This window comes from Methanogenium cariaci JCM 10550 (assembly GCF_001315945.1).
In the GTDB taxonomy this organism is placed as follows: Archaea; Halobacteriota; Methanomicrobia; order Methanomicrobiales; family Methanomicrobiaceae; genus Methanogenium; species Methanogenium cariaci.
Genome location: NZ_BBBG01000010.1, coordinates 31,442 through 47,722, shown reverse-complemented (window position 1 = coordinate 47,722; position 16,281 = coordinate 31,442). Strand labels below are relative to the sequence as shown.

At 52.5% G+C, this 16,281-nt stretch carries 15 protein-coding genes, 1 tRNA gene and 7 pseudogenes; 17 read left to right on the top strand and 6 right to left on the bottom strand.

All coding sequences use genetic code 11. The features are described 5' to 3' along the window. Nucleotides 1-10: 10 nt before the first annotated feature. The 3 genes and pseudogenes from ftsZ to JCM10550_RS09530 form a co-directional block, all read right to left on the bottom strand. Nucleotides 11-1,121, bottom strand: a pseudogene (gene ftsZ, locus JCM10550_RS09535) (cell division protein FtsZ). A 1-nt stretch (nucleotide 1,122) separates the two neighbouring features. Further along, on the bottom strand, nucleotides 1,123-1,281 hold the full coding sequence (locus JCM10550_RS18735; RefSeq protein WP_157200131.1) for a hypothetical protein: 159 nt from the start codon (nucleotides 1,279-1,281) through the stop codon (nucleotides 1,123-1,125). A 14-nt stretch (nucleotides 1,282-1,295) separates the two neighbouring features. Next, nucleotides 1,296-1,478, bottom strand: a complete 183-nt coding sequence (locus JCM10550_RS09530) for a ribbon-helix-helix protein, CopG family (RefSeq protein ID WP_062398719.1) — start codon at nucleotides 1,476-1,478, stop codon at nucleotides 1,296-1,298. Between the two features lie 580 nt (nucleotides 1,479-2,058). On the opposite strand from JCM10550_RS09530, the gene JCM10550_RS09525 reads away from it, so the two are divergent. The 3 genes and pseudogenes from JCM10550_RS09525 (at nucleotide 2,059) to JCM10550_RS24960 (ending at nucleotide 4,574) form a co-directional block, all read left to right on the top strand. After that, nucleotides 2,059-2,685, top strand: coding sequence for a histidinol-phosphate transaminase (locus JCM10550_RS09525; RefSeq protein WP_062398718.1), 627 nt, complete (start codon nucleotides 2,059-2,061; stop codon nucleotides 2,683-2,685). Between the two features lie 51 nt (nucleotides 2,686-2,736). After that, a complete protein-coding gene (locus tag JCM10550_RS09520) occupies nucleotides 2,737-3,192 on the top strand; it encodes an NTP transferase domain-containing protein (protein WP_245618987.1) in 456 nt (151 codons plus the stop codon). A gap of 154 nt (nucleotides 3,193-3,346) precedes the next feature. Beyond that, nucleotides 3,347-4,574, top strand: a pseudogene (locus tag JCM10550_RS24960) (TIGR00300 family protein). Between the two features lie 86 nt (nucleotides 4,575-4,660). On the opposite strand, the pseudogene JCM10550_RS09510 reads toward JCM10550_RS24960, so the two are convergent. Beyond that, nucleotides 4,661-5,656, bottom strand: a pseudogene (locus tag JCM10550_RS09510) (archaeosine biosynthesis radical SAM protein RaSEA). A 40-nt stretch (nucleotides 5,657-5,696) separates the two neighbouring features. On the opposite strand from JCM10550_RS09510, the gene JCM10550_RS20630 reads away from it, so the two are divergent. The 14 genes and pseudogenes from JCM10550_RS20630 to JCM10550_RS09435 all read left to right on the top strand — a co-directional run bounded on the left by JCM10550_RS20630 (nucleotide 5,697) and on the right by JCM10550_RS09435 (nucleotide 13,808). Then, nucleotides 5,697-5,855 (top strand): hypothetical protein, encoded by a 159-nt coding sequence (locus tag JCM10550_RS20630; RefSeq protein ID WP_157200130.1) that lies wholly within the window; start codon nucleotides 5,697-5,699, stop codon nucleotides 5,853-5,855. 10 nt (nucleotides 5,856-5,865) lie between these two features. Further along, nucleotides 5,866-6,765, top strand: a complete 900-nt coding sequence (locus JCM10550_RS09500; RefSeq protein ID WP_062398715.1) for a hypothetical protein — start codon at nucleotides 5,866-5,868, stop codon at nucleotides 6,763-6,765. Between the two features lie 82 nt (nucleotides 6,766-6,847). Next, a tRNA-Ser gene (locus JCM10550_RS09495) sits at nucleotides 6,848-6,930 on the top strand. 52 nt (nucleotides 6,931-6,982) lie between these two features. Beyond that, entirely contained in the window at nucleotides 6,983-7,207 is a 225-nt protein-coding gene (gene hypC / locus JCM10550_RS09490; RefSeq protein WP_062398713.1) for a HypC/HybG/HupF family hydrogenase formation chaperone, read from the top strand. Continuing rightward, complete coding sequence (locus JCM10550_RS09485; RefSeq protein WP_062398711.1) at nucleotides 7,207-7,548, top strand: hydrogenase maturation nickel metallochaperone HypA; 342 nt, start codon at nucleotides 7,207-7,209, stop codon at nucleotides 7,546-7,548. The genes hypC and JCM10550_RS09485 overlap by 1 nt, the downstream gene beginning before the upstream one ends. Next, nucleotides 7,545-8,553: pseudogene (gene hypE, locus JCM10550_RS09480) on the top strand (hydrogenase expression/formation protein HypE). The gene JCM10550_RS09485 and the pseudogene hypE overlap by 4 nt, the downstream one beginning before the upstream one ends. Nucleotides 8,554-8,618: 65 nt before the next feature. Next, nucleotides 8,619-9,059 carry a GNAT family N-acetyltransferase gene (locus JCM10550_RS09475; RefSeq protein ID WP_062398709.1) on the top strand — a complete coding sequence of 147 codons (441 nt, stop codon included), beginning with the start codon at nucleotides 8,619-8,621 and terminating at the stop codon, nucleotides 9,057-9,059. Further along, nucleotides 9,056-10,036 (top strand): DUF2156 domain-containing protein, encoded by a 981-nt coding sequence (locus JCM10550_RS09470; RefSeq protein ID WP_083475415.1) that lies wholly within the window; start codon nucleotides 9,056-9,058, stop codon nucleotides 10,034-10,036. Before JCM10550_RS09475 ends, JCM10550_RS09470 begins: the two co-directional genes overlap by 4 nt. 10 nt (nucleotides 10,037-10,046) lie before the next feature. Then, nucleotides 10,047-10,511, top strand: a complete 465-nt coding sequence (locus tag JCM10550_RS18730; RefSeq protein ID WP_172673833.1) for an amidohydrolase family protein — start codon at nucleotides 10,047-10,049, stop codon at nucleotides 10,509-10,511. After that, a complete protein-coding gene (locus tag JCM10550_RS18725) occupies nucleotides 10,486-10,737 on the top strand; it encodes a hypothetical protein (protein ID WP_062398704.1) in 252 nt (83 codons plus the stop codon). Before JCM10550_RS18730 ends, JCM10550_RS18725 begins: the two co-directional genes overlap by 26 nt. Continuing rightward, complete coding sequence (locus JCM10550_RS18720; protein WP_157200129.1) at nucleotides 10,737-11,327, top strand: hypothetical protein; 591 nt, start codon at nucleotides 10,737-10,739, stop codon at nucleotides 11,325-11,327. Before JCM10550_RS18725 ends, JCM10550_RS18720 begins: the two co-directional genes overlap by 1 nt. A 200-nt stretch (nucleotides 11,328-11,527) precedes the next feature. Beyond that, complete coding sequence (locus JCM10550_RS09445; RefSeq protein ID WP_062398697.1) at nucleotides 11,528-11,842, top strand: DUF167 domain-containing protein; 315 nt, start codon at nucleotides 11,528-11,530, stop codon at nucleotides 11,840-11,842. A gap of 286 nt (nucleotides 11,843-12,128) precedes the next feature. Beyond that, nucleotides 12,129-13,340, top strand: a pseudogene (dnaG, locus tag JCM10550_RS09440) (DNA primase DnaG). 183 nt (nucleotides 13,341-13,523) lie between these two features. Next, nucleotides 13,524-13,808 (top strand): UPF0058 family protein, encoded by a 285-nt coding sequence (locus tag JCM10550_RS09435; RefSeq protein WP_062398696.1) that lies wholly within the window; start codon nucleotides 13,524-13,526, stop codon nucleotides 13,806-13,808. A 5-nt stretch (nucleotides 13,809-13,813) separates the two neighbouring features. On the opposite strand, the pseudogene JCM10550_RS09430 reads toward JCM10550_RS09435, so the two are convergent. Together JCM10550_RS09430 and JCM10550_RS09425 are read right to left on the bottom strand one after the other, a co-directional pair. Then, nucleotides 13,814-14,610, bottom strand: a pseudogene (locus tag JCM10550_RS09430) (ATP-grasp domain-containing protein). Nucleotides 14,611-14,671: 61 nt separating this feature from the next. Further along, a pseudogene (locus JCM10550_RS09425) lies at nucleotides 14,672-16,177 on the bottom strand (radical SAM protein). Nucleotides 16,178-16,281 lie beyond the last annotated feature (104 nt).

Below are 16,281 nucleotides of genomic sequence, written 5' to 3'. Positions count from 1 at the left end.
GAGGACCGCATCAGTCCAGGAACGTCCCCCCCCGTCCGACGGAACGAGTCATGGGTGCTGAAGCTGAGTTTGAAATGTCATAGCTCTGCCCGAGGATCTGTGCGCTCTTCACGCCGGTCATGATGGCCATGACCCGCACCTTCCCCCCCTCGAATTCCTTCTTGACGCGTGCTCCCCCCCAGATAACATCTGCATGTGCGTCCAGTTCGTAGGTGAGGGAACTGGCAATCTCTTCGGCATCCGAAAGTGTCAGGTCACTGCCACCGGTGATGTGAATGAGACTGCCGGTCGCGCCGCGGTAGTCAATGTCGAGGAGTGGGTGATTCAGGCATTCATGAACGACGCTCTCTGCCTTGTTCTGCTGTTTGCTCTCTCCGACAAGCATGACGGCAACACCGCCCTTGCTCATGATGGCACGGACGTCTGCGTAGTCGATGTTGATGAGGGATGGTTCGGTGATCGTCTCTGATATGCCTTTGACCGTCTCTGCGATGAGCTGGTCCATGACGGAGAACGCCTGTCCGAGGGGGGGCAGGTTTGGCACAAAGTTCATGAGCCGGTTGTTGTCGAGGACAATAACAGAATCCGCTGCGTTTGAGAGTGCCTCAAGTCCTTCCTCCGCCCTGAGGAGGCGGGCCTTCTCGACCTGGAAGGGATAACTCACCATGCAACGACGATGGCGCCCTGCTCTTTTGCGATCTGTGCAACGACCGGTGCGACACCGGTACCGGTTCCACCTCCCATGCCTGCGGTAACAAAGCAGAGATCCGCTTCGGCGAGAAGACCTTCAAGGGTGGTGCGGGCCATCTCTGCGGCACGCTTGCCGATATCCGGGAATCCCCCCCCGCGCCAAGGCCCTTGGTGAGTGACTTTCCGACGAGGACACGCTTGTCGGCCTGGATCATCTCAAGGTGCTGTTTATCTGTGTTAACCGCAATGGTCTCCGCACCACTGACTTTCATGTGATACAGTCGGTTGATGGTGTTGTTTCCGGCACCGCCGCACCCGACAATGACAATCCGGGGGGGTTTCCCGATTAAGTCATCGTCTCCGATGACACCACGGGTCATCTGCTTTTCCTGTTCAGCGTTCTTCAAAGCTTCCTTAATAATAGTCTGCATCCTAAACCTCCAGGGTCTGATTAATTGTCTCGTATCTGCGAGGAACCGAGTAGGAATGATTATCAATGGACTGCATCAGTTGTCCAACATTCTGAAGACCACCGGTGGTAATTCCCTCCAGGTAATTATCGCCGTAGCAGTCGTACAGTATTCGTTCCATTGTATTTCCCCCCCCTAAACCTCAAACGAGATCTGTTCACTGTCTCTCAGAACACGGTTCGCTTTCTTTTCAATGAGTTCCCGCACTGCGTATCTCACCGCTTCAGATACGGTTGGAAACTCCCCGGCATCAACAAGTTTCTCTAGCATGGCAACCTGCTGAGGGGGGGGTAAACGAATCGTGATGCGCTCCATCATGTGAATCTCCGGCGTCTGACATCTGGCCGCTCCATGTCATCCATATGTCTGACATAAAGCTGCTCTATGACAGACTTTCTTCAGACAATCAAACATCTATAATCACGTTATATATTCTTTGCGTATTGATTTTCCCCTATCTGTGGTATCAAACAGGTGCCCAAATGTTCAATAATTGGTAAAATAGACAACTATATGTGAGATTTCGGCGAATCGAAAAAACAGAGCATGGCGGGATAACCCATCTGGCATCAGGCAGCAGTGCTGAGGTTCGTCTGGACTTCAGTGAAAATTTAAATCCCTTTCCTCCGTCATTTTCCTGGAATACCAGCGAAATTTCGGTATCTTCCTATCCAGACAATCGTTATGCCATTCTTAAGGAACATATTGCGCGTATCGAGGATCGTAGGCCTGATGAAATCTGTGTAGGAAACGGATCGGTGGAAATTATCCGTTCTTTTTGTCTTGCCACCCTGAATCCGGGCGATCCGGTCACCGTCCCCCCCCTCATACCTTTGGGGAATATGCTGCCTCTGTCGATTGCGCTGGTGGCATCCCGGTTGTCAGGCAGGATAAATGCGTGGCGGAGTTCATCTGCAATCCCAATAACCCGACCGGATCCCTTTTGCCAAGGGATACAGTTCTGGAAAAGATCCGGGAGCATGAAGATGCAGGAACACAGCTCTTCATTGACGAGGCATTCATTGACCTGGCAGACCCTGCAGAAAGTGTCACCGGCGTACGTTCTGAGCATGCGTTTGTCCTCCGTTCTCTCACCAAGGCCTTTGCCGTCCCCCCCGGTATCCGGTTTGGCTGGGGGGGTGTGGGGGGGTGTCCGGACCTCGTTGCGGCAATTGAGGCCATACGGCCCCCATGGAGCGTGAATGCATATGCGGAGAGCTATGCGCACGTGGCACTCGACAATGCGTACCAGCTGCAGGCATCCCGAAATCGCATTGCCGAAGAACGGGCCTTCCTTGCAGGTGCACTGGAATCGCGTGGCCTGTCGGTCTGTCCGTCCGCAGTGAACTTCCTGCTTTTCCGAACTCCTGCCCGTGCATCGGATCTGAAAACCCATCTCCTCTCCCACGGCATCCTGGTCCGTGACTGTGCCTCATTCGGTCTTCCTGAGTATGTGCGCATTGCAGTGCGCACGCGTGATGAGAACAGAATCTTTCTGGAGGCACTGGATACATGCTTGCCCTGATCGTTGCAGGCGGCAGGGGTACGCGGCTGAATATGGGGGGAGAAACCGCTGGTGCGAATCTGCGACCGGCCCATGATCGAATATATTACCGATGCCTTTCTCGCGGCAGGCATTGAACCGGTTGCGGTTCTCTCCCCCCATGTGCCGCAGACCGGAAACTGGTGCCGGGCACACGGCATCACCACCTTTCAGGCAGAAGGGGGGGCGGGATATGTGGAGGACATCACCGCATGCATCGCAATGCTTGATATTACCGAGCCCGTCTTTACCTCGGTGAGCGATATCCCCTGTCTGACGCCTGAGATCATATCCGCAGTGTGGGATAGCTATCGGGCGGCAGGGACTGATGCCTGTTCGGTCTGGGTGTCTGCTGAACTCTGTCGTATGCATGGAACAGTGCCTGCCTATGTACAACCGGTCGATGAAATCGATGCGGTGCCCTGTGGCATCAATATCCTGAACGGTGCCAAAAATGGCGAGGAACAACAGGAGCTGCCATCCTCATGAACTCCCCCTGTCTCGCGGTGAATGTCAATACCCCCCCGGCAGATATTGCAGCAGCACAGCAGATTCTTCTCTCCCACTAAGGGGCAGGCCGCCCGGGTCTGGTGGTGTGATGCATCAAGCCATTTTTATCATGAGGATTACCAATAGATATTGTATGGAATATTCTCGGGAGATTGAACTGAAGGGGGGGCATATCATTGATTCCGGAATTATGACCCAGGTCTTTGACGCCATCATGGAGATGGGGGGGGCAATTTCGAGATCACGGTCTTTGAAATCGGGAAAAAAAACAGGATGAAAGCTATGCTCGTATCCTGGTCAGTGCGGGCGAAGAACCTCTGCTGATAGAAATCCTGAGCGTTCTCCACCGCCTCGGCGCCCGACCTCCGGTTGTTGAAGATGTGACACTTGCTGAAGCGGAAGCAGACCGTGTCGTTCCCAAGGGATTCTATTCCACGACCAATCATCCGACGATGGTGAAATATCAGGATGAATGGCTGCATGTGGAGGCAATCGAGATGGACTGTCTGATTGTCGTTGTTCCTGCAGAGAAACGGGCACTCTGCACACCGATGTCCAAACTCCATAAAGGCGACTGGGTCGTCATGGGCGATACCGGTGTCCGTGTCGAACCCCCCCGCAGCGGCCGCGTAAGGTCAGTACATTTGAGTTTATGCACGGCACGGTCTCCTCTGAACGGCCCAGTGAGACAGTCATATCGCAAATCGCTCAGGAGATGAAGGAACTAAAGGCCCGGGGCGGGAAGATTGGCATCGTTGGCGGCCCTGCCATCATCCATACCCGCGCTGCCCCCCCGGCGCTGGCGGAGATCATCCGGGAGGGGGGGTATGTGGACACACTCTTTGCCGGGAACGCCCTTGCCACCCATGATATCGAGTACAACCTCTTTGGCACCTCCCTCGGATGAACCTTGATTCCGGAACACTGGCTGCAGGCGGGCACAAAAACCACATCTATGCCATCAGTGAGGTCATTCGTGCGGGTTCCATCCGTGCTGCGGTGGACGAGGGCGTGATCAAAAAGGGCATCATGTACGAATGCATCAAAAACAATGTGCCGTTTGTTCTCGCAGGCTCTATCCGTGATGACGGCCCCTTCCGGATGTGATCACCGACGTCATGGTCGCGCAGGACCGCATGCGTGAATATCTCCGGGACCTTGACATGGTCATCATGATAGGCACGCTGCTCCATTCCGTTGCCGTCGGCAACTGCCTGCCGTCCTATGTGAAGACCATCTGCGTGGACATCAATCCCGCATCGGTGACAAAATTGATGGACCGCGGGACGATGCAGGCCATCGGCGTGGTCAGTGACGCGGGCACCTTCCTGCCGATGCTGGCAAAGTATCTCCAGAAATAAAAATATTATATTTTCTTTGGGGGATGGCCCCCCCCTCTGTTCTTTTCCTACGGGTGAAAAAATCCCGGCATTGGAATTGGGAATAATTATTTTGTCAGCGGCATGCACCAGGGCTCTTCATTCTCCAGCACATATTTCCATTCTTCCACACAGGCACACCCGGCATCCACACAGCGTTTCAGGTGAATCTTGTTTCCCGTACGGTTGTACTCATTAATCGCATCCACAATTTCATAGTCACATTCGCCGCAGTTGTGGGGGGGTCCCCCCCGCCGTTTGCCTCCGCCAACCGGGTCACACTGCACATAGTGGTCGGTGGAGAGCAGCGCATCAAGGCACTCCAGAGATAGGGCGGACGGTATGATCCCTGTTTCCAGTACTGCTCCACTTCGGTGCGTGTCTGGATGGTGCAGAGGTTCATGGAGATGATATCAGAGTAGGGGGGGATGACCTCGCGTATGGACTTTTTCATATCCGCTAAGGCCTCACGTTCGGTGAGATACGGCGGTTTCATCATCAGGTAGGTCTTGATACCGACATCTGCCCGGCGGGCCGTCTCTACCGCGTCCTTAAAGTCGTCAAAGGTGTGCCCTTTTCTGATGCACTTATCCCTGATGTAGTCATTGGTGGTCTCCAGACCCATTGCCACATAGAGTGCGGCGGCATTCCCGCCTGCCTCCAGGTTCTCCCGGAAGGAGGTGAGCACATCCTCTGCCACATATTCCGTCCGTGTCTCGGCGATGACGACCTTACCGGCAAAGAGTGCGGCCACGTCATCCAAAAATGCCGGGGGAACTTCCCGCGGATCAAAAAAGGAGCCTGACGTGAATATCTTCACCATGGCATACGATTCCGGGGGGGATAATTCTCTGCCACCCAGCGCAGCTGTCCACGCATTTCTGCGAGGAGTTCATCGCGATTCTTGTTGCGGGAGCGTTCAAACCGGTAACCGCACATCAGGCACTGCTTCCAGCTGCACCTCCGCTCCGGAAGATGACAGTAAGGCAGGGTAACTCTTCATTCTGATACAGGTCTGTACCCATCCAGGATGCAAGAGGTTTTAGTATTGCGTCTGATACCATTAGTGTACATGATTTGGTATCTGAATATGAAAAAGGTGGCATGCCTGATCGGGCTGATTCTCCTCTGTTCTGGGGGGCAGTTTCGGCCTATGAAATAAAGTGTTCATGCCCGGATGAGGTCTATCGCGGCGACATTGTCACCATCGGGGGGGACAAGCACTCTTCCTCCGGGATACAGCACCTGGATACAGCTGTATGAAGTTCAGCCCATGTCCCGTGAACTGACATCGCAGGCCATTGTCATACAGCAGGATGGCAACTGGTCCATTCAGCTGCAGACCCTCGCACTGGAGGAAGGAACCTATAAGTTTGAAATTGTCGAGGATATCATGGACTATCCCCCCCTCAGTTCAGGGTCGGACCGGACAAAGATATTTAAGGTCATTGACCGGTCCGGTGAGATTACCATCGTCTCTCCCTCCACCCAGGAATCACGGGATACGCTGTCCATCCGGGGGGGTCGCGCCCCTGAAGTCGGGTCAGCCGGCCTGCAGATTGAAGTGGCAGACAGCCGCGGCACGGTCATATACGGGCCGCTCTATATCCGGACCGATGCAAGCGGATATTTCTCTGAGAATGTGCCCATCTCCGGGCCGGGCCAGTATTATGCTAAATTTTCTGATTTCAGGAATAATGAGGCCCGGTTCATCACCCGGGTGAGTTTCACCCTGGAAGACCCCCCCGGCACGTCTGCAGGGTTCACGCCCGCGCCGACGGCCCATGCGCCCGGTCAGACAGTTTCCGCATCTGCCACCGCAACACGGGACGCACCGGCCTACTTTATTGTTGATGCCCTGCCGGGCAGGGTGGAGGTCAGCACGTCCACCGGCACTGACTGGCGCATATATCATACGGACGAAACCGGTTCTCTCGTTCGTATTGATGATACCGGCAGCACTGCACCTGAGGAGTTCACCGTTTCTTCTTCCGGGGGGGCTTTCCTCTATCTGAAGGTGGAGCCGGTGCGTGCCGGTGATGAAGGTGTGGTCACTGTTACCGTGGAAAATGCAAAATCCATCACCAGTGGTCCTGCTGCGGCATCCTATTTTGGCGACGTAATTCCAGATTCTGAGCCACTGAGTCTCCATTTCCCCCCCTGGTGGTGCTGATTTCTGCACTCTGTATCGTTGGATATGCAGGAATTCGCAAATAACACTATTTTTTATCTTGGGACTACCAACACTTATTCGAGCCGAGATAGTCTAGCCCGGAAAGGCGGTGGCCTTGAAAGCCACTGGTGTTTCACCTCAGGAGTTCAAATCTCCTTCTCGGCGCTCAATAATCATTTTTCATATCACACTACCGGTGTGTTCAGGAGGAGAACATATGTGCATAGCAATACCGGCTGAAGTGCTCGAAATCAAAGACGGCAACATTGGGGTTGTTGACTATGGCGACCTGAAACAGGAGGTGCGCCTTGACCTGGTTGATGTTGAAGTAGGCGAGTATGTCCTTGTTCATGTTGGATTTGCAATCCAGAAACTGAGCAGGGAAGAGGCACTGAAGACGCTCAAAGTTTTTGAAGAAGTCTATGCGGCAATGGAGGAATAATGCACGAGTACACGGTTGCATACGACATCTATGCAACGGCACGCCGTGCGGCCCTCGATAATGCCGCAACACGGGTAAAGAAGATCTCAGCTGATTTTGGCGAGATGAGTATGATCAACCCTGAACAGGTTGAATTTCTGTTTTCTGCCCTCTCTGAAGAGGATGAACTGTTTCAGGGTGCTGTTTTGGAATACCATAATATTCCGGTGAAGACGGTCTGTTCATGTGGATATAAAGGCAATGAGCGATATGTCTGTCCGACATGTGGAAAACTTCCGGAAATTGTTGCAGGACGTGAAATATCTGTGACAAATATTGAGATAGAAGTTGATGATGAATGAAAGTCAATCTGATGCATGGCGCCGGCGGCGCAGTATTTTCTGAACTTCTCGGTGAGACATTAACGAAATATACCCACAATAATGCAGGTGGTATCGGGCTGGAGGCACTTGACGATGGTGCCGTGATCCCCCCTCAATGATACCAATCTGGTATTTACCACCGACAGCCATGTCGTAAAACCGCTCTTCTTTCCCGGCGGCGATATCGGGAGAATTGCCGTATCTGGCACGGTAAATGATCTGGCGATGATGGGTGCACGGCCCATCGCCCTCTCCTGCGCGATGATCATCGAAGAGGGATTTGATATTGAAATACTCGAAAAAATCGTCGCGTCAATGGATGAAGCCCTCGGTGAGTGCGGTGCGGCCATTGTGACTGGTGACACCAAAGTGCTTGAGCGGGGGGGTGCAATCGATGGTATCGCCATCAACACCGCAGGGGGGGTGGGTGTGGCAGAGAATCCGGTGCGTGACTGCGGCCTTTTGCCCGGTGACGTGATCATTGTGAGCGGCACCATCGGCGACCACGGGATGGCCATCATGACCCACCGGGAAGGCTTTGATCTCGGTGAGCAGATTCAGTCAGACGTTGCCCCCCTCTGGCCACTGGTTGAGGCGGCCCTTCTTGCAGGTGACATTCATGCAATGAAAGATCCGACCCGCGGCGGGTTCTCCAATGCCATCAATGAGATGGCAGAGAAATCCGGTGTGCAGGTCCGCATCACGGAAGATGCCCTGCCTATCCGGCGCAGTGTGAGAAGTGCCTCTGAACTCCTCGGCATAAATCCCCCCCTCGATGTGGCCAATGAAGGCAAGGTCGTGATGGGTGTCGCACCGGACGATGCCGCAGCTATCCTCGCTGCCATCCGTTCATTTCCGCAGGGCAGGGATGCAGCCATTATCGGTGTTGTGAAAGAGGGCACCTCCGTTATTCTCGAGACTCCTATCGGGGGAGAACGCTTCATCGAGGCTCCCGTCGGCGACCCTGTCCCACGGGTCTGCTGATACATTCATTTTTTTACCTTTCTGCTGAATGTGTATCCGATACCAGGAGAGGGGGGGTAAACAACGTGAATACTGAAGATATCACTGTCTCTGTTGTGCCTGCATGGGATGCAGAACAGATTGTTGCATTATACCGCAGTGCGGGGGGGTGGTGGGAAGAAATGTCTGATGCCGTCACGGTGATCCCTGCGCTGTTTGACGGCAGCTTTGCTGTTGCCGTTGCATACACCAGAGACAACAGGGCGGTTGGCATGGGGCGTGTCCTCTCAGACGGTGTCTCTGATGCGTATATTCAGGATGTCGTTGTGGACCCTGCCTGTCGGGGGGGACAGGGCATCGGCAAACGCATCATTCAGCTTCTCGTTGATACCTGCCGGCAGGCGGGCATCACCTGGATTGCTCTCATCGCAGAACCCGGCACACATACCTTTTATGCCCCCCCTCTCGGCTTCACGGTGATGGAAGACTATCTGCCCATGAAATATGAAGGAGACGACAAACAATGATCACATCTGACGCATTCTGCCCGGTAGAAATGAAAGACGGGGGGGCATTTTTTCGTGAAATATTTTCCCAATTTCCCCCCCAGATTCACAGTGAAAATAACTTTACCACGATGATTGCATGGCAGGCATACTCGGATTATTCCTATGCCTATCTGAATGATACGTTACTGATATCAGCAGTCATTAACGAAACACGCCTCTTTCACGCGCCCATAGGACCCCCCCGGAACCCTGCCCTCCTGCGTGACCTTTTGCGCCTCTCGGCAGAGACCGGGGGAGACCGGCCGTTCTACATCTTTGAACGCCCCCCCACCCGCGACTGGATTCTTCATGAACTTCCCGGACTCGTTCTGCACACCGACCGGGATTTCTATGATTATATCTACCTGACCGGAGACCTCGCCCATCTCCCCCCCGGCAAACGCTACCTTGGAATTCGAAAGCATATCAACAAATTCAATCGTAAGTGTTCGTTTAAGGTAGAGACCATCAGCAATGAAAATGTGCCCGAAATAAAAGAATTTCTCCGGAAGTGGTGCGAGTGGAAACACTGTGAGGAGAATGAAGTTCTTGCCCACGAGAAGACCGCGGTCCTCTTCTGCATCACCCATTTTGCCGAACTGGGTCTGGAAGGACTGCTAATCCGTGTGGATGGCAAAATATCTGCGCTCTCTATCTACGAGGGGGGGATGAATGATGACATGGCCCTCATCCACTTTGAGAAAGGGCTCCCTGACTGTGAAGGTAATTACAAGGTGATCAATCAGGAGACGGCCCGCTACCTTGAAGAACAAAAGGGATACGCCTTCATCAACCGCGAGTCAGACCTTGGTGTGCCGGGTCTCAGGGAAGCAAAACTCCGCTACTACCCGCATCATTTCGCAGAAGTATGGTATGCAGAAAAAAAGATATCCTGCGTGTCCTCAGTGAGGAGCAGGAACGTTTGGGAATTAACGGAATATAACAATGTTATCTGATGCTGAATGCGTGCTGAAAAATGCACTTTTGCCGGACGGGAGGGTGGCAGACATCTCCCTTGCAGACGGTAGGATTATCCATGTCGGAACCACCCTCCGGGCCGACCGGACGATTGACTGCACGGGTCTTCTCTGTCTCCCCCCCGGTGCCGTTGATATGCATGTGCATATGCGGGGCGGGGGGGAAACACAGGGATATAAGGAGGACTGGACGTCCGGGTCACAGAGTGCCCTTGCGGGAGGAGTGACCACGGTAGTTGACCAGCCGAATACCATTCCTCCCCCCCTGACCGGCGCGGGTGCGTTCCAAGAACGTGTGGCAGAGGCCACGCGGGATGCATACTGCCGGTTTGGCATCAACGGGTATGTCTCGGAACAATCCGACATCACCGGTCTCTGGGAGGCAGGTGCCCTCGCCTTCGGGGAGACCTTTGCCGCTGCCTCCAGTTATGGGGGATGCGGTCTCTCCCGATGAACTGGCACAGGTATTCTCTGGTATTGCAGAACTGGGCGCACTTGTCACTCTTCACTGTGAGGAGGTGCTCTCCGGGGATGACACCTCACTTGCAGCACATGCCGCGCTCCGCCCGGAGGAGGGGGGGGAAACAACGTGTATGGAGATGGTGGCAGCACAGTTCCTCCGGGTTTGTCTGCTCATTTCTGCCATCTCTCCTCCCCTCTCAGTGCGGAGGCGGCCCTGATGGCGCTGCCCGCATCCTATGAGGTGATGCCCCACCACCTCTTTTTGTCCATTGAAGAGCACGGCACGGTCCCGGATGGATACTGCAAGGTAAATCCGCCGGTCCGGCATGAAGCGACTCGAAAGGCGCTTTGGGAGATGTGGGATGCCATCCCCGTCATTGCATCCGACCATGCGCCCCCCCATAGCATTGAGGAGAAGTCACAGTCATTTTCTGCGGTGCCCTCCGGCATTCCGGGTGTGGAGACGATGGTACCGCTCCTGTTGGCGCAGGTATACCAGGCAGAATTGCGCTCTCCTCCCTCCTTGAGAAGGTGGTCTATACTCCTGCCCATCTGCTGGGCATCCCCATATCAACACTGTTGCCTGGTGCTCCCGCAGACCTGGCTCTTTATCCCCCCCGGCAAAAGACCGAGACGATCACGGAAGATATGCTCCATTCCCGCGCTGGCTGGACGCCCTATGAAGGAATGCAGGGGGTATTTCCCTGTATCACCTGCGTTGGCGGCCACCTCTCCTACCGGCGTAACGAATTTTCCCGTAGAGACGACCTGTGGATACCCGGCAGAGGCTATAAGTGCTCACAGGTAGAATAATAATTAGCTGACACACTGCACATCAATAGGTCCCCCCCGGGTGATCGATTGGCAAAGTTCTGGATATGATCCATGGGACAACCCAGGTGTGCAACAGGCGGCCTGACAATGGGTTTAGAACAGGTGATGAACGGCGCATGCCACATATGATCCATGTTTGTTAGTGTCAGGTCACAATTTACCTATTTGATTATTATGACATCAGCAGCATGTGCCGTAGAGAACGGGGATGGCTGTGTCTATTGCGTACTTGATGTGCATGCCGGTTCCAAACGGGAGGAATTTCCTGCGGGAGTAAATATCTGGCGAAATGCTGTCGGATGCAGTATTCGTGCGCCGCCTGTAGAAGGGAAAGCGAATAAAGCGATTGTAAAACTTGTTTCATCTGTTCTTTCTGTCCCGAAGTCATCAGTCACCATTGTCAGTGGCCAGACATCGTCGGTGAAACGGATCTGTATCGCAGGCATGGACAAGGATGCGCTCGTGAATACTCTGGACAGTTGTCTTTAGCTGATAACGGATGGCCATGCGGGCATACACTGTCTGATCCCGTGGTTTCTTTCTCTGTTCTTCATTTGCCGAAAATATTCTGTGACTCATACGGAGTAGTGCACACTACCGACCATCTGCGTGAGTCTGTTGCAGCTACCGGTCTGTTTGGGAAGATGACACCATTTTGTATCAGATTTCAATTCATTTATATAGCGGCGGACAGTAATTACAAACATGCCCGCGCATTCGCTACCGCAGGTGTACGGAAGCATGGCATTTTCATTATTATTCGGAGGATTATTCAATGCATTCACAGGATACCACAAAGTATCTCATACACATGAAACTCGAGGCAGAGGGGTGGTGCAGAAGTCTGATGTTGTCGGTGCCATCTTTGGCCAGACGGAAGGCTTGTTGGGAGAGGAACTTGACCTCCGTGAGCTTCAGCGCACCGGCAGGATGGGACGGATAGATGTCCAGATCGCGAGCGTAAAAGGTGATACGAAGGGGGGGATATTCACATGGCCTCGTCCATTGACAAGGCGGAAACCGCCATTGTCGCAGCGTCCCTGGAGACCATTGACCGTGTCGGGCCCTGTTTTGCACGGATAAAGGTTGACCGTATCGAAGATGTCAGGGTCACGAAACGCCAGAAGATCATCAGCCGTGCCAAGGAACTCCTCATTGAATCATTTGATGAAGGGTCTATTGACACCAATGAGATTATGGACTCTGTCCGGGAGTCCTCGCGGATAGAGAAAATCATTGAATTTGGCGAGGAGAAGCTGCCTGCAGGTCCCAATGCACCAGGTTCAGATGCCATTATTGTGGTCGAGGGGGGGCGTGCTGATGTCATTAATCTCCTGAAATATGGCATAAAGAATACGATTGCCGTTGAAGGAACCAATATTCCGGAAACGATTATCAGTCTCTGCAACCAGAAGACGGCAACGGCATTTGTCGATGGTGACCGGGGCGGTGACTGATTCTCAGTGAACTGGTACAGGTGGCTGAAATTGATTTTGTCGCCATCAGTCCGCGGGGGGGCAGGTCTGTGGAGGACATGTCCAGAAAAGAGATCATCAAACCTCTGCGCAACAAGATACCGGTTGAATATATCATCAATAAAGATGGTGAGGTGGACATCCCTGAACTGCATCACCGGATGGATATGATCGATTCGAGCACGCGGGAACGGGCACGCAGGCACCGGGAAGAGGTGCGGGTTCAGAAACAGCCCGGTTCCCTGGAGTGGCACATGGCAGAAGTAAAAGAAAAACATACTGCTCGGATTCTTTCGGAAAAACGGGATATTCTGAAAGAATCAGATGCAGACCTCGTTGATGACCTGCTCACCCACCTGCCTCCTGAAGGGCATGGTCTGATCATTGACCGGATGGTGGATCAGAAGATCGTTGATTATGCGTTTTCTGCTGATCTGGAATATATCGCAGCACCGGATTTTTCCGGGATTGTTAAAAAGCCGGTGTCCATGAAACTGATAAAAATCTCCTGATTGTTGATTTTTGTTACTGAATCGGCTTAAAATGCCGGTTCTGCCCTTTTTTTATCCTGCTCCAATACCTTAAATGCATAAACGGAGATACAATATACTACATGACCGGTGGCAGAAAGTCATCCCTTCATGGATGATTTCTTTGTGATGTATCAGTAAGATTTGACGGGTGAGTGAGAGACAGTGCACAAGGAAGAGTTAATCAGGCTCCACAAGATTATGGCAGAGATTCGGGACAGTTTCGAGGAAGAAAATCCTGAAAACGATTTTTCGGAATATTACGCCCTGAAAATTGATCCAAGTCAGGTTCATAAAAGCAAAATGGAGCATAAACACGCAATTTTTATTCTCGGTCAGGAGATTGCAGAGATTATGAAGGACAATGAACATTCAGCTCCGAACCGTATCGCTGCACGCATGCGAGAACTGGCACAGCGGACGGAAAAAGAGATTGATTCCCTCCCTTAAATCAGTTATTTTTTCCGATCTTCTTCAATGAGATAGTCTGCGAGAAGGTTGGGTATGGGTGCGTCCATGCAGTGCCAGTTTGGCGTGCCGTTGACTTCAAGAACCGTATAGCTGTTGCCCTGTTCCAGCAGATCGACACCGCAGTAGTCAATACCGACTGCCCGTGCAGCAGCTCCTGCAACCTCTTTCATTGCATCCGGCAAATCCATCAGTGCAGTTCCCGTTCCCCCCCCTGATGGATATTGTGGGCAAAGGTGTCAGAGACACGGACGATGGCACCGACAGCAACGCCGCCGATAACAAATACCCGATAATCGCGGTCATTTTCTACGAATTCCTGGAGATAGTATGGTCCTTCAGGCAGTTCACTTGTCTCAGTGAACGGGAATATTCCATTCCCGTCGTATCCGTAGAGGGGGTTTGTAGACTGCCTTTTTATGACAACAAAGGAATCGTTCTGCCTCGGTGAGTGAACCGGTGAATATGGTCTTTGGTGTCGGGACACCTGCCTCAGCAGACGGGCGGTGGTCTGTGCCTTGCTCGCACAGACGGCAATCGCGTGGGGGGGGTCATTCACCATTCGGTTTGTAAGCCCGAGAGCGCTGATGACTTCAAACTGGACACCGTCCTGTCTGATGCCGCAGACCCATATGGTCTCTCCGGAAATGTCCGGCGAGAAGGGATCTATTGCATCCAGATCAAGCAGTGCATACGGGTAATCGCGCTCTCTGAGTGCGCGAATGACCATCCCGGTGGAGTTGTCTTCCGGTGTGTCGGTTGGTTTTGGAACAATGTATATCATCTGTGTCGTCCGGTGTAATGAATAAAAAAGGTATTTGAATCTCTGTGTAACACCTGTTCCTTCAGTTAATGGTGTCAGGATCAACTATTTCATCTTTCGTGATGATGGGTTGTGCGTGTCTTTGCCATATTTGTTCCCGGTAGACCGGGCCGCTGTTGTAGGTGCAGAAGGGAATCAGTGTTCCGTCCGGGGGGGTGGCATAATGGATACAGCAGCGCTGCACACGATCCGTGTCATAATTGAAGTTATCCATGAAATGCATTGTGCCGATAAAAAGTGCATTCCAGTGGAACTTTCGCAGTGCCTCAAAATCATGCTTGACAAGCGTCTGTGCGATTATCTTCCAGAAGATGGTGTTGCTGCTGGTTTTGCTGTCTTTGAGAGAGATTCTCATGTCATTGATGCCTTCGATTAGGGTCTTGTATTTGTTCAGTGACCCGTCCCCCCCGTGGTTCAGTTTCTCTCCCATCTGTTTGACGGCATCGAAAAATTCGTCCACATCAATCATTTCATTGATCGGAATGATTCCGTCTTCGGTGACAAACCCATAGGTAGCTGCTCCGCAGTGCTGGTGGGTGGTGAACCTCACCTGTGGCTCACCGGTATAGGTCTCAATCAGGTCGGAGAATGGCAGCACACAGGCACCGGGTAGAAGTAATCCTTTTTAATGATCCCTCCGGTCTGTTCCTCGATTCTCTCAGCAAGATCAGGGATGGTCACCCGTTCCCGTGCCACATTATCTGCTGATGCGGCACCGGTGAATGCCACCGGCTGATAATTTATGCCACGGATGACATCGACATTGTCTGCGGCAAACCGGATGATGTCACCGACTTCATGGTCATTTCTGCCGTTGATGATGGTCGGTACCAGCACAATGCCCAGATTTGCTTTTCTGCAGTGTTCGATGACTTTTTTGCTGATTTTTATGAGGGGATTTGTCTGTCGGGTAACGCCGTCAAAATGCAGATAGAGAGTGCACACTCCCGCATCCATCAGGTCTTTTGCATACTGTGGGTTCTGTGCTATTTTGATACCGTTTGTGGCAATCTGTATCTGGCTGAACCCCATATCTCTTGCTTTTTTAATAATCGCAAAGAGATCATCGCGCATCGTTGGTTCCCCCCCCGGAGAACTGCACCGCCGGAGCCGGTACCGGTTTTTGATCCCGCAGCATCTGCAGCATGCCGACCACCTCATCAAAGGATGGTTCATAGATGTAGCCGCATGCATGGGCGTTTGCAAAACAGAAATCACAGGCAAGGTTGCAGCGGTTTGTCAGATCAATATTCGCGAGCAGGGTTCCGGATTTATGGTTGCTGCACAGCCCACAGTCCAGTGGACACCCGGCTTTTGCTTCTTTTTGAGGATTATCGATACCTGGTCCTATTCCTTCGAAGATGTCAAATTTTTTATACATCTCTGCATCGGACCAGTAGAGATCTTTACTGACCCCATGTTCAGGACATTCCCGCACGATGTAAACCTTTCCGTCCTCTTCGATCACATCTGCTGGCAGGATTGCCCCACATTTTGGGCACAGGCTTGTTGTTGTTTTTAATGCCACCATTGAACATCACATGGAGTTATCATTTATTTAAAATCGACCAATGTTCTCTATTATCATCCGTTGGTATTAAGGATTGTTTTTCAGACAATTTCTGTGGGTAA